This is a genomic window from Pseudomonas sp. CFBP 13719, from assembly GCF_014842095.1.
Classification (GTDB): Bacteria; Pseudomonadota; Gammaproteobacteria; order Pseudomonadales; family Pseudomonadaceae; genus Aquipseudomonas.
Window position 1 is genome coordinate 60,677 of sequence record NZ_JACYVB010000013.1, and the last position, 20,967, is coordinate 81,643.

Sequence of the window (20,967 nt, forward strand, 5' to 3'; positions counted from 1 at the left end):
TCATGCCACATTTGTTCAACCTGGATGAAAGCACGTCGCGCCGCCTGGCGGCCGATATGAACGAACAGGGCTATGCCGTACTGGAAAACGCCTTGGCGCCCTACGTGCTGGAAGAACTTCGTGCCTATGTGGATGACCAGGCTGCGCGCCATAACAACCAATATTTCGCGTATCATGGCAATGCGCCACTCGTGGGCAGCCGATTGGCCGCCACGGCGGTGTCGAGCGAATTCCGCCAGCACCTGGCGCGCCTTCACGAGCAGGGCCAGGGCCATGCGGCCCCCAGCGACCAGGTGTTCCCGGTGCTGCGGTGCGTGCAGGGCCACAGTGGCTTGAAAGAATCCAACGCGTTTCACTTCGACGCCACCCTGCTGACCATGTTGGTGCCGATCTTCATTCCCGACCAGGGCAAGGACCGCGGGGATCTGGTGCTGTTTCCCAACCTGCGCCGCGTGCGTGGCAGCGTGCTGTTCAACGCCGTCGAGAAGGTCGTGTATCAGAACCCGCTGTGCCGCCGCCTGATGGGCTGGTGCATTGAGCGTGGCTGGCTCAAGCCGCTGTTGCTGCGCATGAAGCCAGGCAATGTGTATTTCTTCTGGGGCTATCGCTCGCTGCATGCCAACCAGCCATGCGATCCGGCGCACCGTCGCGCCACCGCGCTGTTCCACTACGGTGACCCGCATGCCGGCAGTCTGACGACGCGGATGATCCTGCGGCTCAATCAGCACCGCGCTCGCCGCGCAGTCGCTCGCAGCAAAAGTCAGGCGTCCTGAGCGGACAACACCGTGTTGGACACTTCGGGGAATGGCGAGCAGCCAGGGAGCAGCAAATGATCAACGTAACCAAGTCCTATCTGGGCGACATCGACAAGTTCAAGGCCTATGTGGACCGTATCTACGAGTCCCACTGGCTGACCAACCACGGTCCGCTGTGCTGCGAGCTGGAGGAGCGCCTCAAGGATTACCTGGGCGTGCGCCACCTGATCCTGACCAACAACGGCACCCTGGCACTGCAAGTCGCCTACCGCGCCCTGGGCCTGTCCGGCAGCGCCGTGACCACCCCGTTCAGCTTCGTGGCCACCAGCAGCTCGCTGCACTGGGAAGGCATTCGCCCGGTGTTCGCCGACATCGACCCGCACACCTGGAACATCGACCCCGAGCAGATTCCAGCCAGCCTGCAGCCCGACACCAGCGCCATCGTTGCCACTCATGTGTTCGGCAACCCTTGCGCGGTGGAACGCATCGAAGCCATTGCCCGCCAGTACCGCCTCAAGGTGGTGTATGACGGCGCCCACGCCTTCGCCGTGAAACAGGCCGGCCAATCGGTCTTCAACTGGGGCGATGCCAGCACCTTGAGCTTTCATGCGACCAAGCTGTTCCACACCATCGAGGGTGGCGCGATCGTCACCAACGACGACGATGTGGCTGCCCGTGTGCGCAAGCTGTGCAACTTCGGCATCACCGACGTCGACAAGATCGAAGGCCTGGGCACCAACGCCAAGCTCAACGAGTTCTGCGCAGCCATGGGCCTGAGCGTGCTCGACGACATCGACAACATTCTCGAGCGCCGCGCCGAGATGGGTCATTACTACACCCAGCGCCTGGGTGGCTACCTGGACCTGCAACGTCAGGCCGACGACAGCCAGATCAACTACAGCTACTTTCCAGTGGCGTTGCAGAACGAAACCCAGGTGCTGGCCATGCGCACCGCGCTGCAGGCCGACGGCATCAACCCACGACGTTATTTTTACCCCTCGCTCGATACCCTGGACTATCTGCAACCGCAAGCGGTCCAGTACCAGTCGCGCAGCTTGAGCGACCGTGTGCTGTGCCTGCCCATCTACCCTGGGCTGGCACGCGCCACTCAGGATCAGGTCATCGATACCCTGCTGCGCGGCCACGAGCTGCATTATCCACAACCCGTTGCATGGGCCGCCGCCGTATGAACCGCCGTAACCAAAGCCTGAAAGCGTGCAACCAGGGCAATCGTCGATGAAGAAGCTTTCGGTCATCCACAACACCGCCCTCAGCTACCTGGGCCAGGCCTATGCGCTGGTGATCGGCATCTTGATCATGCCGTTCTACCTCAGCCATCTGGGCGCCGAGGCGTACGGCCTGATCGGTTTCTACGCGGTGATGCAGGCCTGGCTGCTGCTGCTCGACGCCGGCGTCTCGCCGTCGCTGGTGCGCCAGATCGCGCATCACCAGGGCAGCAGCGACAGCGCTGCGGCCAAGCGCATCGGCGGCTGGTTGATGCGCTCCTTCGAGCTGGTGTTCCTGCCCATGGCCGTGGTGTGCGCGCTGGCCGTCTACCTGGCCAGCGACTGGATGGCCACGCACTGGCTGCAGGCCCAGGCCCTGGACCCGCGCACCATCGTCAACTGCGTGATCCTGATGGGTGTGATGGTGGGCCTGCGCCTGTTCGCCACCCTGTACAAGAGCGGCCTGCAAGGCCTGGAGATGCACGCCTGGTTGAACAACGCCAACGTGGTGATCGCCACCCTGCGCTACTTCGGCGGCCTGGTGCTGGTGACCTGGGTGTCGCAGGACGCGCAGGTGTTCTTCGAATTCCAACTGTTCGTGGCGCTGGTGGAGACGTTGATCTTCGCCGCCAAGGCCTACCGCCATCTGCCCGCACCGACCCCCTTGAGCGGGTTCAACTGGGCACTGGTGAAACCGATCCTGCCGTTCGCTGCCAGTGTCTCGCTGACCGCCGTGGTGTGGATCGTTCTGACCCAGCTGGACAAGGTGCTGTTGTCCAAGGTACTGCCGCTGGCCGAATACGGGTATTTCTCGCTGGTCGCGTTGCTGACCACCGGCATCATGATGATGATCAACCCGCTGGTGCAGACCCTGCTGCCACGCATGACGGTACAGGTCGCCGAAGGCCGTGAAAGCGACATGCATGCCCTGTATCTGGGTGCCAGCCGCTTCGTCAGCACCTTTCTGTTTCCCCTGGCGGCGATCATCGCGTTCTATGCCGAACCCTTGCTGTTCGCCTGGAGCGGTGACACGCAGGCTGCCCAGTGGGGCGCACCGATCCTGTTCTGGTACGCCCTGGGCAGCGCCATCCTGGCGGTCAGTGCTTTCCAGTACCACCTGCAATACGCCTACGGCGAAATGCGCCTGCACATCTGGTACAGCGTGATTTCGGCCGCGATCAGTGTGCCGGCGATGATCATCGCGGTGTACGGCTTTGGCGCCCTGGGCGCGGCCGTGACCTGGTTCCTGCTGCGCCTGGTGTCGTTCGCACTGTGGCCGCAAGTGGTGCATCGGCGCCTGGCGCCCGGCCTGCACCGGCCATGGCTGCACGACATTCTGCGCATCAGCCTGAGCACCGTGCTCGGCGTGCTGCTGACCCATCCGCTGTTCACGGCAATTGCCGGCGGGTCCAACAACCGCCTGGTGATCTTCGCCGCCCTGGCTTTGTGCGGCGTGTTGACGCTGGCCCTGGTGGCAGCGACCTACAAACCACTGGCCCAGCGGGTTTTCCTGAAGTTGAGCAGAGCGAGCGTCGAACGATGAACCGGACCGAACAACAGATCATGCACACCTGGCCCGAGGGTCAGGAACCGCTGCTGTCGATCACGTGCCCGGCCTACAACCAGGTCGAGTACATCGAGCAGACCTTGAACAGTTTCCTGGCGCAACGCACCACGTTCGCCTTCGAGATTCTGATCAACGACGACGCTTCCACCGATGGCACCACGCAGGTGATCAGCCGCTACGCCGAGCAGTACCCGAACATCATCAAGCCGGTGTTCCACGAGCACAACCAGTACCAACTGGGCCGCTGGTGTTTCCCGGCCTTGTTCAACCGGGCGCTGGGCAAGTACATCGCCTACTGCGAGGGCGACGACTACTGGATCGATCCGCTCAAGCTGCAGAAGCAGGTGAATTTCCTCGAAGCCAACCGCGACTACGTGCTGACCTACCACGACGCCATGGCCTTCGACAGCGAGGGTGACAAGGGGATCCAGCTGACCGGCAAGTACCAGGCCGATGCCACCGCCATGGACCTGCTCAAGACCCGGCCGATCTCGACGCTCACCACCTGCTTTCGCAACGTGCTGCACGAGCTGCCCCGGGAGCTGGAACAGGCACCCGTGCTGGACCTGTGCTGGTGGTCGATGCTCGGTGCCCACGGCAAGGGCAAGTACCTGGCCGACATCGCACCGGCGCGCTACCGCCTGCACCCTGGTGGGATCTTTTCCCAGCGCCCGAACCAGAGCAAATTGCAGATGACCCTGCACACCTATGCGTGCCTGGCCAACTACTACTTCCGTCAGGGCGACCGGGTGCTCTACGAGCACTTTCTGGTCCAGGTGTCGGGCATGTGCATCGCGGCAATCAGGCCGGTACAGAAGCTCAAGGCCGTACTGCACGTGTCGGGCAACGTCAGCCGCAACCTGCTGCGACGCCTGACGCCCGCTGCGGCGAGGGGCTGAAGACGACATGATCAACAAGGTTCTGGTGATCTGCATCGGCAACATCTGCCGCAGCCCCATGGCAGTGGCCCTGTTGCGCAAGCACGCGCCGCACCTGCAGGTCGAGTCGGCCGGATTGGCCGCATGCGTGGGCAACGACATGGACAGTCTTACCGCGCAGGTATTGGCCGATAACCAGGTGCCACAGCCGGCGCACGCTGCCACCCAGCTCACCGACGAGCTGGTGCGCTGGGCCGATCTGATCCTGGTCATGGACCAGCGCCAGTTGCGCAGCATCACCAGCAAGGCCCCGCACACGCGAGGCAAGACGTTCCTGATCGGCAAGTGGCGCGACGACTTCGAAATCGACGATCCCTATCGCCGCCCCATTGCCGCCTTTCAACGGACCTACACCGAATTGACTCGGTGTATCGAAGGCTGGTTGCCCTACCTGAGATCTGAGGATCGACAAAGATGACCGCGATGAACCGTACAAACCTGGAGTATTACAAGGACACCCAGATCGATCTCGCGACGATTCTACGGACCTTGTTCGATCACAAGAAACTGATTGTCGTGGTGGTGGCGCTGTTCACCCTGCTCGGCGGTTTCTACGCCGTAATTGCCACGCCGGTGTACCAGGCCAACGCCATGATCCAGATCGAGCCGAAGAAGGTCGGTCTGGATGCCACCCCGCAGCTCAATACCAAGCCGGCCTCGGTATCGGAAGCGGTGACCGAGATCGAACTGATCAAGTCGCGCACCGTGCTCGGCCAGGTGGTCAGCGACCTCAAGCTGGACGTGGTGGCCACGCCGCGCTACTTCCCGGCGATCGGCCGCTACATGGCCCGCGAATTCACCCCCACCGGCAGCCAGAAACTGGCCGCCCCGCTATTCGGTCTGGATGCGTTCGCCTGGGGCGGCGAGAAGATCGACGTGTTCAACCTGGACGTGCCGGCCAACCTGCTGGGCGAGCGCATGACGTTGGTCGCCGGGCCCAATGCGACTTATCGACTGGTGGACGCCGCTGGCGCGCCGCTGCTCAGTGGTCGGGTGGGCGAGATCAGCCAGGGCAACGGCATCACCCTGCAACTGGCTGAACTGACTGCCCGCCCCGGCACCGAATTCCGCCTGGTGAAGAATCGCCTGCTCAACACCTCGCTGGACTACCAGCAGCGTCTGCGCGTGGCCGAATCGGGCAAGGACTCGGGCATCGTCTACCTGAGCATCAATGATACCGACCCGGTACAGGCCAATCGCGTGTTGGATGAAGTGAGCCGCCTGTACGTACGTCAGAACGTGGAACGCAGTTCGGCCGAAGCGGCCCAGCGCCTGGACTTCCTGCGTTCGCAATTGCCGGTGGTGCGCAAGGAACTGGAGAAATCCGAAGAAGCCCTGCACGCCTTCCAGATGCGCACCAAGTCGGTGGACATCACCCTGGAGACCAAGGCACTGCTGGACCAGATGGTTGCCTACGACGCGCAACTGTCCGAGCTGCGCCTCAAGCGCACCGACCTTGATCGCCTGTACACCCGTCAGCACCCTGCATCAGCCGCACTGAGCCAGCAGATCAGCCAGATCGAGTCGCAGAAGACCTCCCTGCAGGCGCAGATCAAGGGCCTGCCCGAGACCCAGCAGGAACTGCTGCGCCTGACCCGCGACATGCAGGTGACCACCCAGACCTACACCCTGGTACTGAACAAGAGCCAGGAGCAGGACATCATCCGCGCCGGCAACATCGGCAACGTCCGGATCATCGACAAGGCCGACAGCAACATCGAAGAACCGGTCAAGCCCATGCGCGCCGTCATCGTGCTGGTGGCGATGCTGCTCGGTGCCCTGGTCGCCGTGGCGATCATCTTCATCCGCCAGGCGTTCTACCGCGGCGTGGAAAACCCGGAAGTGATCGAGAACCTGGGCATGCCGGTGTACGCCTCGCTGCCGCTGTCGCGCCAGCAGGAACGCCTGCAGAAAAAACGCGACAAGGGCGTGACCAATCGCGAATCGCGCCTGCTCAGCGTGGCCGCACCCAGCGAGCTGGCTATCGAGTCGCTGCGCAGCCTGCGCACCAGCCTGCACTTCGCGATGATGGAAGCGCGCAACAACGTGCTGATGATCAGCAGCCCCATGCCGGGCGTGGGCAAGTCGTTCGTCAGCGCCAACCTGGCGGTGATCATTGCCCAGGCCGGCAAGCGCGTATTGCTGATCGACGGCGACATGCGCAAGGGCTACCTGCACCGCGTGTTCGGCCTGCAACCCAAGCACGGCCTGTCCGATGCCCTGGCTGCACGCCTGGGCAACACCGAGGTGATCAACGCCACCGAGGTGGACAACCTGCACCTGATCGCCTGCGGTTTCGCTGCACCCAACCCTTCGGAGCTGTTGATGCATGACAACTTCAGCAAGCTGCTGCGCGAGCTGTCGCCGCATTACGACCTGGTGATCATCGACACCCCGCCAGTGATCGCCGTGACCGATGCCAGCCTGATCGGCCGCCAGGCAGGGACCACCCTGCTCGTGGCCCGCTTTGGCCAAAGCTCGGTCAAGGAAATCGAGGTCAGCAAGCGGCGCCTCGCGCAGAACGGCGTGCTGGTCAAGGGCGCGATATTCAACGGCGTGATCCGCAAGGCGTCCACCGCCGAGTACGACTGCGCCGCCTACGGCTACGACTATTCGCCGAGCAAGAAGTAATCGCCTAGCAAGGCAGGAGTCTCCCGATGTCCAGAACCGTAGCAATGATGCAGCCTTACTGGTTTCCCTATTTCGGCTATTTCCAGCTGATCGCCGGCGCCGATGCCTTTGTGCTCGGCGACAGCCTGCAGTACGTACACCCCGGTTGGGTCAACCGCAACAGGCTGCTCAGCTCGGGCGCTGCAACGCTGTTCACCGTGCCGTTGAAGAAAGACCGTTCGGACCTGGCGATCAATCAGCGCGAGCTCAGTGACAACGCTCCGCAGGTGCTGGACAAGCTGCTCAAGAGCATCGCCATGAGTTACTCCCGCGCGCCCTACCGCGACGAGGTGCTGGCGCTGCTCAAGCCGCTGCTGACCTACCCGGAACGCAACCTGGCGCTGTACCTGGAGTACTCGCTGCGCAAGGTCTGCGAGTACCTGCAGATCGACACGCCGATCCACGTCATGTCCACCCTGCCGGTGGATCAGCGCCAGGTGCAGGACAAACAGGACCGTGTGGTCAAGCTGGCGCGGCACTTCGATGCGCAGCGCTACCTCAACCCCATCGGCGGCACGGCCCTGTACGACGAGGAATATTTCGCTCGTCACGACCTGGAGCTGCGTTTCCACCGCATGGACGAGCTTTGCTACACGCAGTTCAAGGACCCGTTCGTGGCCAACCTTTCGATCATCGACGTGCTGATGTTCAACCCGGTATCAAGGATCCGCCAGTGGCTGCCCTGCTACAGCACGCTCAAGCCGAGCGCTGCGCAGGACACCTTCAAGGTGGTCACCAGTCCTTCCGCCCACGCCATCGAGATGCGCTCATGAACGACTTCGACAGCAACGCCAACTGGTACCTGATCCAGACCAAGCCGCGGCAGGAAGCCCGTGCCGAAGAACATCTGCTGCGTCAGCACTACGACTGCTTTCGCCCGTTGCGCGCCGCCCCTGTGCTGACCCGCAGCCGCCGCGTGGCCGATGAGGACTTGTTCCCCGGCTACCTGTTCATTCGCCTGGACTGCAACGACAACTGGTACCCGATCCGCTCGACCCGTGGCGTGTGCCGCATCGTTGCCTTCGGCGGCATGCCGTGCCCGGTGCCGGACAGCCTGATCGCCAGCATCCGCCAGCGCGCGCAGAGCAGTTCGGCGAACGCGGTGCGTTTCACCGAAGGCGAAGCGGTGCGTGTGCGTAACGGCGACAGTGACGTACAGGCCATTTTCCTCTGCGAGGACGGCGATGAACGCGCCGTGATCCTGCTCAACATGCTGCAGCGCGAACAGCGCATAAGCCTGCCCCGCAGCAGCCTGCAGCGGCTTACCGCGCACGCCTGCTGAGCGGCGCACAGACATACGATGCTTTAGGAGAGCTGTTCGATGAATGCCAAGACCACGCTGGTGACACTGACGTACGGCGATCGCTTGTGTTACCTGGAAGCGCTGATCGAGCGTTCGCTGGCCTCTGCACACATCGAACGGGTGGTGGTGGTGAGCAACGCGTCGCGCGCCGACCTGAACTCGCTGCGTACGCAGTGGCCAACCCAGATCACCGTGATCGAGTTGCCCAGCAACACCGGTTCGGCCAATGGCTACAAGGTCGGTATCGAAGCGGCGCTGCAACTGGGTGCCGAATACCTCTGGCTGATGGACGACGACAATGCACCCACCCTGGGCGCGGTCGAGACCCTGCACCAGCGGCTGCACGAGTGCGAGCGCATCGTCGGCGTGGACAAGGCGGCCGTGATCGGCTTCCGCCCCAATCATCAGGCCGACATCGCCTCCGGCGTGCCGCATCGCTACGCGATCCAGCTGCGCTCCAGCTGCTTCGGTTTCCATGTCGCGCAACTGCCCTACAAGCTCTGGCGCCGTACGCCCTGGGGCAAGCCTGCTGGGCGCAAGGCAACCAGCAAGCCGCTGGTGCAGTTGCCATTCACCACCTACGGCGGCCTGCTGGCACACCGCAGCGTGTTCCAGAAGATCGGCCTGCCGCTCGAAGACCTGCTGCTGTATGCCGACGACACCGAGTACACCTGGCGCATCACTGCCAGTGGTGGGCAGATCTTTCTGGTGACCGAAGCGCTGCTCGACGACCTGGAAGAATCGTGGAACGCCAAGGCGCGTACCAACAACATCTTCGAGAGCTTCCTGCTCGGCAACTCGGACCTGCGCGCCTACTACACCGCGCGCAACCAGGCCTGGTTCGACAAGCACGTGTGGGCCGGCTCGACCCTGCTGTACCGGCTCAATCGGTCGGTGTTTCTGCTGTTGCTGCGCTATTTCGCAAAAAGGAGCGGTTCGGACCGACGCCTGGGCTTGCTCCAGCAAGCCATGCGTGACGGGGAATCGGGTCGTCTGGGCATTCACGAATCATACCCACTATGAAGATACTGTTCCTGAGCAGCCTGTACTCGCCGCACATCGGCGGCGGTGCTGAAATCGTCCTGCAGCGCACGGTCGAGGGCATGCACCAGCGTGGCCACGAAGTGTGCGTGCTGAGCACCGGTCCCGACGCGGGCCTCAAGCATGAATACGTGAAAGGCGTGAAGGTCTATCGCGCCGGGCTGCTCAACACCTACTGGCACTTCAGCGAACAGCGCCCCGGCGCGCTGGCACGCCTGGGCTGGCATCTGCGCGACAAGTACAACATGGGCATGCGCACCTACCTGCGCGACGTGCTGGCAGCCGAGAAGGTTGACCTGGTGGTGTGCCACAACCTCAGTGGCTGGTCGGTGTCGGCATGGGACGAGATCTCCAAGTCCGGACTGCCGCTGGTGCAGGTGCTGCACGACATGTACCTGATGTGCCCGAGCAGCAACATGTTCAAGAAGAACGCCGCCTGCAAGACGCCCTGCACCCTGTGCAAGCATTTCCGTCAGGGCCATGCCGAACGTTCGGCCCAGGTCGACGCGGTGGTTGGGGTCAGCCAGCACCTGCTGGGCAAGCTCACCGACGCACGTTTCTTCCGCAATGCTTCGCAACAGGTGATCTACAACGCCAGCCCGAAAATCGACCACGCACCGTCGCGTTTCGCCCGCCTGGATCAGGCCGAGCCGCTGCGTTTCGGCTACCTGGGCACGCTGTCCGAACCCAAGGGTCTGCGCTGGCTGATCGACCAGTTCAAGCGGTTGCCGTTCAACGCCACCTTGCAGATCGCCGGGCGCGGGCAACTGGACTACGAGCAACTGCTCAAGCAGGAAGCCGGCGGCGAGAACATCCACTTCGTCGGCTACCAGTCGCCGGAAACCTTCTATCGGCAGATCGACGTGGCCATCGTGCCGTCGATCTGGAACGAGCCGTTCGGCTTGGTGGCGGTAGAAGCCTGCGCGCACTCGGTGCCGGTGATCGCCAGTGCCCGCGGCGGCTTGCCGGAGATCATCCAGGACGGCGTCAACGGCCTGCTGTGCAACCCCGACGAGCCGCAGACCCTGGGCCTTGCGATGTTGCAGCTGTACCGCGACCCCGAACTGCGTGAACGCCTGGCCGCCCAGGCGCGTGACAGCGTCGAGCATCTGCTCGACCAGGAACGGATGCTCGACAGTTACCAACAGCTGTTCCTCGATGTTCTGCAAAGAAGAAATGTCCATCATGAAATCAGCCCTGTCACTCAGTCACTTTGAGGCGCCGGCAGCGCGACTTGCGGTGAACAAGTCGACGCTGGTGGTCTGGACCGCGATCGGCCTGCTGCTGGCCGAAACGTTTTCCGGCGCCCTGCGCTATTACTTCGACCAAGCCGGCATCTCGGCCCTGCTGTACTTGCCCAAAGTGCTGTGTGTGGTGCTGTTCGCGCTGGAACTGACCAGCTTCAAGGCGCACCGCCTGTTCTGGATACTGCTGCTGGGACTGATACTGTCGGCCGGCCTTGGCCTGCTGCACGGCGCAGCGCTGGCGAACCCGCTGTTCAGCATTTTCGTGTACATCCCGCTGCTGTTCGGCCTGGTCTGCGGCGAGCATCTGGAGCAGCGCCGCGTGTTGCTGGGCTGGGCGGTCGGCCTGTGCCTGGCAGCGACCATCACCGGTGTGTACGTGGACAGCATGTTCTCGGTGCCGTGGAAGGGCTACAGCTACAACCTGGGCGACCAGGAGCTGACCGGCAACATGACCTGGGCAGCGGACGGCGTCGACCGGCCTGCGGGCTTCGCCCGGATGTCGACCACTGCGGCAACGCTGACCGCGATCTTCACCCTGTACCTGAGCGCTTTCATGCGCTCCAAGGTGTTGATGCTGGGCCTGCTCGCGCTGGCCTTCGCGACCATTCTGGTGACCACCAACAAGTCGACCGCCGCGGCGTTCCTGGTGACCCTACTGGTGATGCCGCTGTACAACCAGCGCCTGCTCTGCCGCGTGTTGTTCGCGGTGCTGGTCGGTGTCGGCGCCGCGCTGCCGCTGATCGGTCTGTGGACACCGCTGGACCCGAGCCTGGCCGCCAGTGGCGCCGAAGGCAGCCTGGTGTCGCTGTACGACCGCATGATCAACACCTGGCCGCGCCTGGCCGATGAAGTGTTGCGCCGCGACTGGAACTGGACCGGCGGCGGCTTCGGCATGGTCGGCAGTGCGGTGAACATGTTCCCGGTGGACAACGTCAAGTACCCGGCCGTCGCCGACAGCCTGTTCATGTACCTGTGGGCCTGTTTCGGCCTCATGGGCCCGGTGCTGTATGCGCTGCTGCTGCCGCTGCTGATGACGCTGCGCAGCAAGAACAGCTGGATGGGCCGCGGGCTGCTGAGCATTTCCCTGTGCGTGGTGGTGGTGGGCTGGACGACCGACGTCCTCGAAGTGCCGGTCTGCGGACTTTTCCTGGGTATGGCCGTCGCCCATGCCCTGCGCCGCAAGGCCATGCCCAGCCATTGGCTGATTGCCGAACGACGTCGCAGCAACCGCGATGATTACCCTGATGGCCTCCAACTGACATGAACCTTTCTATGCCCAGATTGCTGCAACGTTTGGTTTGGTTACTGCTGGGGTTGTTCACCCACGGGCATGCCAAGGCCGCCGACAATTTCATCGTGGGTGTGGGTACCCACCTGCTCCACTCGACCGGGCCGGTGGCACGGCCGACCTTGCTCATGAAGGAAGCCGGCATCGTATCGGCACGCGATGACCTGTTCTGGTCCACGGTGGAGCTTGAGCCCAAGCGCTTGAATTTCCCACTGGGCTGGCAGCGTTATCTGCAGGCCCTGCGTGACCGGCAGATCGGCAACATGCTGATCCTGGGCTACGGCAATCAGTGGTACGAACGCGACGCCAAGCCACGCAGCCCGTTCGTGCGCGATGCCTTCGCCAACTACGTGAACTTCGTCAGCCGACGTTTGCGTGGCCAGGTGGACTTCTACGAGATCTGGAACGAATGGGACCTGGAAGACCCGACCAGCGACGCCTTCAGCCGCGACTATGCCGCGCTGATCAAGGAGACCAGCGAACTGTTGCGCAGCAACGATCCGAACGTGCGCCTGATAGCCGGTGCAGTCACTACCCAGGGCTTGCAGGAAGGTTTCGCCGACCGCCTGGTGCAGGCCGGGGTCATGGATGATCTGGATGGCTTGTCGCTGCATCCGTACGTGCACTGCCGCAAGGACCATGGCGGCAACACGCCGGAAAGCTGGATCAAATGGCTCAGCGACATTTCCACTCGGCTCGACGCCCTGGCCCGGCGCCCGGTGCCGTTGTACCTCACGGAAATGAGCTGGCCCAGCGCCGACGAACCGTGCGGAGTCAGTGAAACCACCCAGGCGGCGTACCTGGCGCGCGGGTTCTTTCTGGCCCGCATCCATCCCGCCATCCAGGGCATGTGGTGGTACGACCTGTACAACGACGGGCGCGACCCCAAGGAGCGCGAGCACAATTTCGGCCTGCTGGACAACGATCTCAACCCCAAGCCGGCGTACACCACGCTCAAGGCCATTGCACCGTACCTGTCGCAATACAGCTACGACCCCAGGCACAGCGTGATCAGCGACTCCCTGTACCAATTGCGCTTCGCCAAGGGCGACGAGCAGGTGCTGGTGATCTGGGCCGTGGGCCAGTCGCGGCAGGTCAGGATCGAGTCGAGTGCGTTGCTCAAGGGCGGTGCGCGCCTGGTCGACACCCGCCAGGCCGGCGTGGGCATGCGCGAGAGCGAGAACCCGTGGGATTGCGGCGAGCACTACTGCACCACCGTGGTAACCGCCTCCGAGTTTCCCAAGATCATCAGCCTGGGCAAGGCCAATTGGTTGTTCACGCAGTAGAAAACGCGATGCCCGCGGCAGTGGGCCTCAACCGCAGCGCATCGTGCGCCGCCATCGACCGCGCCTGTTGGACGCGGCACTACCTCTAGCAAGCGCGTGAGCCAAGGATGTTCCGATGATTGTCATCAATGCACGTTTTCTGACCCAGGAGCTACGCGGGGTGCAACGGTTCGCCGAGCAGACCTGCCTGGCCCTCAAGCGTCAACGTGACGACCTGGTGTTCGTCACCTCGCCGGGCGTGCGCATGCATGAAACCGCTCGGCTGCTGGATGCTCAGGTCGTGGGCACTCGTACCGGTCACCTGTGGGAACAGCTCGACCTGCCGCGCTACCTGCGCAGCCAGGGCAATCCATTGCTGCTGTCGCTGTGCGCCACCGCGCCGCTGTTCTATGGCAACCAGATCGCCACGCACCACGACATCACCTACGTGCGCCATCCACAGAGCTACACCTGGCAGTTCCGCACGGCCTATCGCCTGATGACGCCCCTGCTGCTCAAGCGCTTGAAGACATTGATCACGGTCAGCCAGTTTTCCAAGCGCGAGATCGGCGAGTTCTACAACTTTCCGGCGCAGAAGATTCTGGTGGTGCCGAATGCCGTGGGTGATGAGTTTCAGCCCCGCGAACCGCTGCAAGCCGGCGGCCCGCGTTATCTGTTGGCAGTGTCCTCGCCCAGCGCGCACAAGAATTTCAGCCGCATGATCCAGGCGTTCCTGCAGCTCAAGGGTTTCGATCAGGTGCAGTTGCGCATCGTCGGTGGCGGCGGTGCAGTGTTCTCTGACCCGGACCTGGAAGCCCTGGCCAAGCGCGATTCCCGGGTACGCTTTCTCGGGCGCTTGAGCGACGCCGAGTTGATCGAGCAATACCAGGGCGCGGCGGCCTTCGTGTTTCCGTCGCTGTATGAAGGCTTCGGCATTCCGCCGCTCGAAGCGCAGGCCTGTGGCTGCCCGGTGCTGGCGGCCAATGCCGCCTCGATCCCCGAGGTGCTGCAGTCCAGTGCCTTGTACTTCGACCCGCTGGATGTCGAGCACATCAGCCGGGCCATGGCCCTGGCCTTGAACAGCCTGACCATCCGCCAGCATTTGCGCACCCTGGGCCTGCAGAACGTGGCGCGGTTCAGCTGGGACGCGTCGGCACGGCTGATCAGCGATCGCATCGACAGCGTCCTGGCACGGCGTCCACGCGGTGCCACCCTGAACCAGCCGTCCAGCGGCAAGGAGCACTCATGACTCGCCTGGGGTATCTGGATGCCTTGCGCGGCATCGCCGCCCTGTTGGTCGTGGTCTGTCATCTGTGGCAGCCCTTGCTGGGCCCCGGTGCGCTGCCGTACTTCTGGCTGGACATCGGCAAGCTGGGCGTCATCTGGTTCTTCCTGCTCAGCGGCGTGGTGATTCCGTTCAGCCTGCAACCGGGGCCCGGCGGCGCACGGCGCTTCATCGTCTCGCGGGTGCTGCGCCTGTACCCGGCCTACTGGCTGTCGCTGGCGCTGTACATCAGCATGCTGGCGCTGACCGGCGAAACCCTGCCGAGCTGGCAGCAGGTGGTGGCCAACCTGACCATGCTGCAGGCCGCCATGGGCGTCGAAGACGTGATGGGGCTGTACTGGACGCTGTTCATCGAGTGGCTGTTCTACGCCCTCTGCCTGGGCCTGATGCTGATCGGCCGACTGCGCAGCACCGGCTTTCGCGCCGCCTGCGCGCTGGCCCTGCTGGCCGCCGCAGTGGGCATGGGCCTGATGCGCATGCTGCTCGAGCGCAAGCTGCCGGTGGCGTTGCCACTGGGGTTGTCGCTGATGCTGTTCGGCTCGATCTGGCGCGACTGCCTGCTCGGCCAGGCCGATGCCCAGGTACGCCGCTGCGTGAAGGGCCTGCTGCTGGCCTATGCCGTGGCCCTGCCACCCACTTTCTTCGCCGCCTACGGCTTCGATGCCGGCAATGGCGAGTACTGGTTCCGCTACTGCTTCACCTATCTGTTGGCCATCAGTAGCTTCATGTTGCTGACCCAGCGCATCCGCCTGCATCAACCGTTGTTGCTGTGGCTGGGCACCATCAGTTACTCGCTGTACCTGCTGCATCCGAGCATGGAGCTGTTGTGCCGTTACCTGCTGGGCGTTCCCGGTCGTTCGTTGTCGGTGACCTTGCTTGCCACCGCGCTGTCGCTGTTGGCTGCGCACGTGAGCTATCGCTTCGTCGAACTGCCTTTCATCAAGTTGAGCAAACGACTCAACGCCCGTGCTCGTCCGAGCGCGCCCCTCATTCCCGAACTGCAGGTGCCCTATGAAAATAGCAATCGTCCATGATTGGCTCGTCACCTATGCCGGTGCCGAAAAGGTGCTGGCTTCGATGCTCAAGATCTGGCCCGACGCGGACCTGTTCTCGGTCATCGACTTTCTCAGTGACGAAGACCGCAAGCACCTGGGGGGCAAGCGCGCCACCACGACCTTCATCCAGCGCCTGCCCAAGGCTCGCACGCGCTACCAGAAATACCTGCCGCTGATGCCCATGGCGATCGAGCAACTGGACCTGTCCGGATACGACCTGATCCTGTCGAGCAGCCACGCGGTGGCCAAGGGTGTGCTCACCGGCCCCAACCAGTTGCACATCAGCTATGTGCATTCGCCCATTCGCTACGCCTGGGACCTGCAGCACCAGTACCTGCGCGAGGCCAATCTGCTGGCTGGCCTTAAGAGCAAAGTGGCGCGGATGATCCTGCACTACATGCGCATGTGGGACCAACGCACCGCCGCCGGTGTCGACGAGTTCATCAGCAACTCGCAGTTCATTGGTCGACGCATCGACAAGGCCTATCGCCGCCCATCGACGGTGATCTACCCACCGGTGGACACCACGGGCTTCAACCTGCAGACCGAGAAGCAGGACTTTTATCTGACCGCCCAGCGCATGGTGCCGTACAAGAAGGTGCCGATGATGGTGGAGGCGTTCAGCGCCATGCCCGACAAGCGCCTGATCGTCATCGGCGACGGCCCGGAAATGGAAAAATGCCGCGCCGTGTGCGGCCCCAACGTCACGCTGATGGGCTACCAGTCGTTCGAGGTATTGCGCGAGCACATGCAGAACGCCCGAGGCTTCGTCTTTGCCGCCGAAGAGGATTTCGGCATCAGCCCGGTCGAGGCCCAGGCCTGTGGTACGCCGGTGATTGCCTTCGGCCGTGGCGGCACCCTCGAAACCGTACGCGGGCTCAACGACGACAACCCCACCGGTGTGTTCTATTACCAGCAGACGGTGGCTGCCTTGACGGCCGCCATCGAAACGTTCGAAAGCCAGGCGTCGCGCTTCAATGCGCGCACCTGCCGGGAAAATGCCCTGCAGTTCGCGGAAAAGCGTTTCGAACGGGAAATGCGCCAGTTCGTCGAGAAACGCTGGAACGAAGCGCGTCTGGGTGACGCCTTCGACTGCAACCCGGTATTGGGCCTGGCCGACACCGGCCTGCTGCTCGCCACGGCCCAGAAGCTCTAGGCCGCGCACGCAAGGATTTCACCGTCACACCGCTGTTCTGAACCTCCCAAATACCGTGCGAGAAGTCTGATTCTCCAAGGAAGATTGCAATGAAACGAACTGTATTCGTAGTCGCGTTGTTCGCCGTGCTGCTGCAAGGATGTGTGTTTTCCCCAGGGCAACACATGACGCCCGAGGATGCCGCCGACGACATCGGCACAACCGGACCGGTAACGGTCCTGCCGATCAACGCGCAGACGGTCGCGCAGCATCAGAGCCTGTACCGGCCCGAACCGGTACCGGCAGCGCTGTATGGCTACACGCCGGGCGACTACCGCATCGGCGCCGGCGACGGTCTGCAGATCACGGTCTGGGACCACGTCGAGCTGAATTCGCCGACCAACCAGGAGCCGCGTGCCCAGGGCACGCAGATCGTGCGCAACGACGGTACCGTGTACTACCCGTTCATCAACTCCATCCAGGCCGAGGGCAAGACGGTCAGCGAACTGCGCAATGACCTGCAGCGCGCCTTGTCGCGCTTCCTCACCGACACCCAGGTGGACGTCAACGTGCAGAACTACGCCAGCCAGCGCGTGGTGTTCTCCGGTTCGTTCAAGAACGCGGGCCCGCAGGTTCTGAACAACGTGCCGCTGTCGCTGATCGAAGCGGTCAGCCGCGCCGGTGGCGACGATGGCAGCGGCAACCTGGCCGGGCTGATCCTCAAGCGCGACGGGCACGAGTACCTGCTGGACATCGACACCCTGAACCGCAAGGACTCCAAGCTCAACGGCATCTACCTGAAGAACGGCGACCAGCTGCACCTGGGCAACAACCGGGCAAACAAGGTCTACGTGCTCGGCGAAGTCAACTCGCCCCAGGTGATGACCTACGGCACCAGCACCTTCACCCTGCTCGAAGCGCTGGGCAATGCCGGTGGCCTGTCCCAGGAAACCGCCAACGCCGAGGCCATCTACGTGATCCGTGGCGCTCAGGACCGCTCCAAGCAACCGGCCACGGTGTTCTACCTCAACGCCAAGAAGCCGACCGCCTTCCTGCTTGCCCGCCAGTTCGACCTGCAGGCCTCGGACGTGGTCTTCGTCGGTCCTTCGGACATCACCCGCTGGAACCGCTTCATCAGCCAGTTGCTGCCGTCGGCCACCGTGGTTGCCACCGGTAATGCACTGGGTCAGTGATCTGACAACAGAAGCGCCACTGAACGCTTTGGCAAGCGCTTGACTCCAAGTCTTGCCCAGGCGCTCAGTGTCAGCGTTTCGCGCCGATGGGTTTTCGCATCATCTGCCCACTTCAGGAATTCCCATGACTGACCCACGCAACGTTGCCCACGACAAGAAAGTCCAGCAGGAAAAGAAGAACAACGGCGAAGAGATCGCACCCAACGCCGAACACGCGCCACAGCCAGGCATGAAGCCGGCGCTCAAGCACGATGATGAGGCGCAGGACGAGCAGGACGACAAGGCCTGAGTCAGGCGCTGACCTGAGCTGAAGCCTGCCTCTGGCGGCGCTGACCCACGTCGGTGACCGCCAGATCGCCTGCCAGGATGCGAATTTCCTCGCAATCCGCGCAAAAGCCTGTTTTGTCTGGGCAATCCCCACGCGAACGGCTCCCCCGCCTACCCGCAAATCCGCTACGATGTTTCCTTACAGCCTTACCGCTCAAAGGGAATTGACATGCCTCATCCTTCACTGCCGGCCGCAGAACACGTGGTGCTCGACAACGGCCTGCACGTGCGCCTGCATCATGAGCCGCGTCTCAAGCGTGCCGCCGCCTTCATGCGCGTCGCTGCAGGCAGCCATGACGTACCCGCCGCCTGGCCGGGCCTGGCACATTTCCTTGAACACCTGTTCTTTCTCGGCACCGAACGCCACAGTGGCGACCACGGCCTGATGGCCTTCGTGCAGAACCACGGCGGGCAGATCAACGCCAGCACGCGCGAGCGCTGCACCGACTATTTCTTCGAGGTGCCGGTGAGCGCCTTCGCCGGCGCCCTGGAGCGCCTGTGCGACATGCTCGGCCATCCGCGCATGACCCAGGCCGAGCAATTGCGCGAGCGCGAAGTGCTGCATGCCGAGTTCGTCGCCTGGTCGCGCGACCCCGAGGCACGCCATCAGCAATGGCTGACCAGTGCGCTGGATGCCGAGCATCCGTTGCGCGCCTTCCACGCCGGCAACCGCTACAGCCTGCCGGTGCCGCGCGACTCGTTCCAGCAGGACCTGCGCAGCTTCTACCGACGCTTCTACCAGACCGGGCAGATGACCTTGTGCCTGGTGGGCCCGCAACCGCTGGAACAGCTGCGCGCCATGGCGGAAAAAGTGGCCGGTGCGCTGCGCCCCGGCGATACCGCCGAACAGCTCGCCCCACCGCCGCTGGTGGGCACGCTGGGAGAGGCGGTCGAGCGCGCGGATACCAGCCGTTTCAACCTGCTGTTCGCCTGCGAAAACCTGCCCCGCGGCGCGACCCAGGCACTGGAGTTCCTCGGCACCTGGCTGGGCGCCAGTCAGCACGGCGGGTTGCTCGCCGAGCTGCGCCGCCGGCAGCTGGTGCAAAGCCTGGAACTGAGCACCTTCTACAGCTTCGCCGATCAGGCATTGATCAATATCGAATTCAAGCTCACCCCGGCGGGCGAAACAGCCACGGCGCTGATCAGCCAGCTGTGCTTCGACTGGCTGGAGTTCTTCCAGGCCCACGACGACTGGCAGGGCCTGCGTGAAGAATTCCGCCTGCTCAACGAGCGCCGGCTGCAGGTGGCCAGCGCCCTGGAACTGGCCCGCCATCACAGTGACGAAACTCCGTGCGAGTTGAGCCGACAAGCCGTGCAGGCGCTGCGCGAGGTGCTCGAACAACTGCGTCCGGAACACCTGCTGCATCCGATGGAGGCCGGTCCGGAGCGCGACCTCGCCGGCCGCTGGCGGCTGCCGCCACGCAACCGCTTCCTGCGTCCGAGCCGACGCCCGGATCATCCTGTGGCCGACCCGCAAGGCCTGGCGTACTGGCACGGCGCTTCGGCGCACAGCCACGAAGCGGCGCTGCACCTGCGCTGGCGGGTCAATGCCTCGCGCCACCAGGGATTGTTCCGCACCTTGCAGGACAGCTTGCGCAAACTCACCGAAGAAGCCCGCCAGGCCGGTGTGCAAATGGTCTTCAGCAGCCTGGGCGACGACTGGCAGCTCAAGCTCAGTGGTGTGCAGGCGCCGATTCCGGCGCTGCTCGAACAGGCCCTGGAACTGCTCGCCATCCCCGCTCCGGAGGTCTGGCATCAGGCCGGGCAGGAACCGCCGAGCGCAACCCTGACCCCCATCAAGGAACTGCTCAAGCGGCTGCCCGACCACAGTCTGGGTTTTTTCCACAGCCGGACCTCCGATGAAGACCTGCGCCCCCTGGCGCTGCAGAAACTGTGGGGCGCGGCGCGCTGGGATGGCCTGGCGGTCGGCATGGACGACGGCGAACGCAGCGCGCTGAACAATGCGTTGCGCAAGATGCCCGGCACTGCCAGCCCGCACCTGGCTCAGCCGCACCCGGCCCATTCGGGGCGCAGCTGGAGCCACGTGCCGTGTCAATCGAGCGAACATGCATTGCTGCTGTTTTGCCCGGTGCCCAGCCAGAGCATTGCCGACGAAGCGGCCTGGCGCCTGCTCGCGCAGCTGTGCCAGACGCCGTTCTACCAGCGCCTGCGGGGCGAGCTGCAACTGGGCTACGCCGTGTTCAGCGGCCTGCGCCAGGTGGCGGGGCGCACGGGCCTGGTGTTCGGCGTTCAGTCGCCTCATGCACCGCTGGCCGATATTCTCGGCCATGTGCAGACCTTCATCGAAACCCTGCCGACGCTGGTCGAGGCCTGCAAGCCTGCGGCGTTGGAAACCCTGCGCGAAGAATTGGCCAGTCGTCACGAGCGCGCGCAAATGGACCTGCTGCCCCTGGCCGATCTGCTCTGGCAGGCTTGCCAGGCCGGCCATGGCGCCGACTATCTGGCTGCCCTGCAGCGGGCGGTACGCGAGCTGCGCCCGAGCGATCTGCAACAGGCGGCGCAGCAACTGGCCAGCGGCACCGGTGGCTGGCTATGCCTGGCCACAGGCCCTGCGGTGGAGCCCGCGTGGCTGCCGGCGCAGCGATCGTTACCAGGCAGGTAACGGACTTTATCGAATAATTAACCGTAGGCGCCTATCTTATTTAGTAACA

The 20,967-nt window shown here is 63.6% G+C and carries 18 protein-coding genes; all 18 read left to right on the plus strand.

Annotated elements, in window-relative coordinates:
• Positions 1 to 2 precede the first annotated feature (2 nt).
• The 18 genes from IFT57_RS25660 (at position 3) to pqqF (ending at position 20,918) form a co-directional block, all read left to right on the plus strand.
• Entirely contained in the window at positions 3 to 773 is a 771-nt protein-coding gene (locus IFT57_RS25660) for a hypothetical protein (protein WP_122477118.1), read from the plus strand.
• Between the two features lie 56 nt (positions 774 to 829).
• Complete coding sequence (locus tag IFT57_RS25665; protein WP_192153104.1) at positions 830 to 1,945, plus strand: DegT/DnrJ/EryC1/StrS family aminotransferase; 1,116 nt, start codon at positions 830 to 832, stop codon at positions 1,943 to 1,945.
• 46 nt (positions 1,946 to 1,991) lie between these two features.
• Positions 1,992 to 3,524: a lipopolysaccharide biosynthesis protein gene (locus IFT57_RS25670; RefSeq protein WP_192153105.1), complete on the plus strand. Its 1,533-nt coding sequence runs from the start codon at positions 1,992 to 1,994 to the stop codon at positions 3,522 to 3,524.
• Complete coding sequence (locus IFT57_RS25675) at positions 3,521 to 4,447, plus strand: glycosyltransferase family 2 protein (RefSeq protein WP_192153106.1); 927 nt, start codon at positions 3,521 to 3,523, stop codon at positions 4,445 to 4,447. The genes IFT57_RS25670 and IFT57_RS25675 overlap by 4 nt, the downstream gene beginning before the upstream one ends.
• Positions 4,448 to 4,454: 7 nt before the next feature.
• Entirely contained in the window at positions 4,455 to 4,904 is a 450-nt protein-coding gene (locus tag IFT57_RS25680; RefSeq protein ID WP_185795345.1) for a low molecular weight protein-tyrosine-phosphatase, read from the plus strand.
• Positions 4,901 to 7,117, plus strand: a complete 2,217-nt coding sequence (locus tag IFT57_RS25685; protein WP_192153107.1) for a polysaccharide biosynthesis tyrosine autokinase — start codon at positions 4,901 to 4,903, stop codon at positions 7,115 to 7,117. Before IFT57_RS25680 ends, IFT57_RS25685 begins: the two co-directional genes overlap by 4 nt.
• A 26-nt stretch (positions 7,118 to 7,143) precedes the next feature.
• Entirely contained in the window at positions 7,144 to 7,929 is a 786-nt protein-coding gene (locus IFT57_RS25690; RefSeq protein WP_192153108.1) for a WbqC family protein, read from the plus strand.
• Entirely contained in the window at positions 7,926 to 8,438 is a 513-nt protein-coding gene (gene rfaH, locus IFT57_RS25695; RefSeq protein WP_192153109.1) for a transcription/translation regulatory transformer protein RfaH, read from the plus strand. Before IFT57_RS25690 ends, rfaH begins: the two co-directional genes overlap by 4 nt.
• 39 nt (positions 8,439 to 8,477) lie before the next feature.
• On the plus strand, positions 8,478 to 9,482 hold the full coding sequence (locus tag IFT57_RS25700) for a glycosyltransferase (RefSeq protein ID WP_122714911.1): 1,005 nt from the start codon (positions 8,478 to 8,480) through the stop codon (positions 9,480 to 9,482).
• Positions 9,479 to 10,717 carry a glycosyltransferase family 4 protein gene (locus IFT57_RS25705; protein WP_122795576.1) on the plus strand — a complete coding sequence of 413 codons (1,239 nt, stop codon included), beginning with the start codon at positions 9,479 to 9,481 and terminating at the stop codon, positions 10,715 to 10,717. Before IFT57_RS25700 ends, IFT57_RS25705 begins: the two co-directional genes overlap by 4 nt.
• The gene (locus tag IFT57_RS25710) at positions 10,686 to 12,011 is read left to right on the plus strand and encodes a hypothetical protein (protein ID WP_192153110.1); all 1,326 of its coding nucleotides are present in this window, start codon (positions 10,686 to 10,688) and stop codon (positions 12,009 to 12,011) included. Before IFT57_RS25705 ends, IFT57_RS25710 begins: the two co-directional genes overlap by 32 nt.
• Positions 12,012 to 12,019: 8 nt before the next feature.
• Positions 12,020 to 13,321: a hypothetical protein gene (locus IFT57_RS25715; RefSeq protein WP_122795577.1), complete on the plus strand. Its 1,302-nt coding sequence runs from the start codon at positions 12,020 to 12,022 to the stop codon at positions 13,319 to 13,321.
• A 115-nt stretch (positions 13,322 to 13,436) separates the two neighbouring features.
• Positions 13,437 to 14,549 (plus strand): glycosyltransferase family 4 protein, encoded by a 1,113-nt coding sequence (locus IFT57_RS25720; protein ID WP_192153111.1) that lies wholly within the window; start codon positions 13,437 to 13,439, stop codon positions 14,547 to 14,549.
• Positions 14,546 to 15,619 (plus strand): acyltransferase family protein, encoded by a 1,074-nt coding sequence (locus tag IFT57_RS25725; RefSeq protein ID WP_122714907.1) that lies wholly within the window; start codon positions 14,546 to 14,548, stop codon positions 15,617 to 15,619. The genes IFT57_RS25720 and IFT57_RS25725 overlap by 4 nt, the downstream gene beginning before the upstream one ends.
• Positions 15,597 to 16,796: a glycosyltransferase family 4 protein gene (locus IFT57_RS25730; protein ID WP_192153112.1), complete on the plus strand. Its 1,200-nt coding sequence runs from the start codon at positions 15,597 to 15,599 to the stop codon at positions 16,794 to 16,796. The genes IFT57_RS25725 and IFT57_RS25730 overlap by 23 nt, the downstream gene beginning before the upstream one ends.
• Positions 16,797 to 16,885: 89 nt before the next feature.
• Positions 16,886 to 17,968 carry a polysaccharide biosynthesis/export family protein gene (locus tag IFT57_RS25735; RefSeq protein ID WP_122477095.1) on the plus strand — a complete coding sequence of 361 codons (1,083 nt, stop codon included), beginning with the start codon at positions 16,886 to 16,888 and terminating at the stop codon, positions 17,966 to 17,968.
• A gap of 124 nt (positions 17,969 to 18,092) precedes the next feature.
• Entirely contained in the window at positions 18,093 to 18,257 is a 165-nt protein-coding gene (locus IFT57_RS25740) for a hypothetical protein (protein WP_122795581.1), read from the plus strand.
• A gap of 207 nt (positions 18,258 to 18,464) precedes the next feature.
• Positions 18,465 to 20,918, plus strand: a complete 2,454-nt coding sequence (gene pqqF / locus IFT57_RS25745) for a pyrroloquinoline quinone biosynthesis protein PqqF (protein WP_192153113.1) — start codon at positions 18,465 to 18,467, stop codon at positions 20,916 to 20,918.
• Positions 20,919 to 20,967 lie beyond the last annotated feature (49 nt).

Coding starts and splice junctions, on each gene's coding strand:
- rfaH (WP_192153109.1), top strand. CDS start 7,926: ATGAACGACTTCGACAGCAACGCCAACTGGTACCTGATCCAGACCAAG.
- IFT57_RS25720 (WP_192153111.1), top strand. CDS start 13,437: ATGATTGTCATCAATGCACGTTTTCTGACCCAGGAGCTACGCGGGGTG.
- IFT57_RS25730 (WP_192153112.1), top strand. CDS start 15,597: ATGAAAATAGCAATCGTCCATGATTGGCTCGTCACCTATGCCGGTGCC.
- IFT57_RS25700 (WP_122714911.1), top strand. CDS start 8,478: ATGAATGCCAAGACCACGCTGGTGACACTGACGTACGGCGATCGCTTG.
- IFT57_RS25680 (WP_185795345.1), top strand. CDS start 4,455: ATGATCAACAAGGTTCTGGTGATCTGCATCGGCAACATCTGCCGCAGC.
- IFT57_RS25710 (WP_192153110.1), top strand. CDS start 10,686: ATGAAATCAGCCCTGTCACTCAGTCACTTTGAGGCGCCGGCAGCGCGA.
- IFT57_RS25665 (WP_192153104.1), top strand. CDS start 830: ATGATCAACGTAACCAAGTCCTATCTGGGCGACATCGACAAGTTCAAG.
- IFT57_RS25660 (WP_122477118.1), top strand. CDS start 3: ATGCCACATTTGTTCAACCTGGATGAAAGCACGTCGCGCCGCCTGGCG.
- IFT57_RS25735 (WP_122477095.1), top strand. CDS start 16,886: ATGAAACGAACTGTATTCGTAGTCGCGTTGTTCGCCGTGCTGCTGCAA.
- IFT57_RS25670 (WP_192153105.1), top strand. CDS start 1,992: ATGAAGAAGCTTTCGGTCATCCACAACACCGCCCTCAGCTACCTGGGC.
- IFT57_RS25740 (WP_122795581.1), top strand. CDS start 18,093: ATGACTGACCCACGCAACGTTGCCCACGACAAGAAAGTCCAGCAGGAA.
- IFT57_RS25705 (WP_122795576.1), top strand. CDS start 9,479: ATGAAGATACTGTTCCTGAGCAGCCTGTACTCGCCGCACATCGGCGGC.
- IFT57_RS25690 (WP_192153108.1), top strand. CDS start 7,144: ATGTCCAGAACCGTAGCAATGATGCAGCCTTACTGGTTTCCCTATTTC.
- pqqF (WP_192153113.1), top strand. CDS start 18,465: ATGCCTCATCCTTCACTGCCGGCCGCAGAACACGTGGTGCTCGACAAC.
- IFT57_RS25685 (WP_192153107.1), top strand. CDS start 4,901: ATGACCGCGATGAACCGTACAAACCTGGAGTATTACAAGGACACCCAG.
- IFT57_RS25725 (WP_122714907.1), top strand. CDS start 14,546: ATGACTCGCCTGGGGTATCTGGATGCCTTGCGCGGCATCGCCGCCCTG.
- IFT57_RS25715 (WP_122795577.1), top strand. CDS start 12,020: ATGCCCAGATTGCTGCAACGTTTGGTTTGGTTACTGCTGGGGTTGTTC.
- IFT57_RS25675 (WP_192153106.1), top strand. CDS start 3,521: ATGAACCGGACCGAACAACAGATCATGCACACCTGGCCCGAGGGTCAG.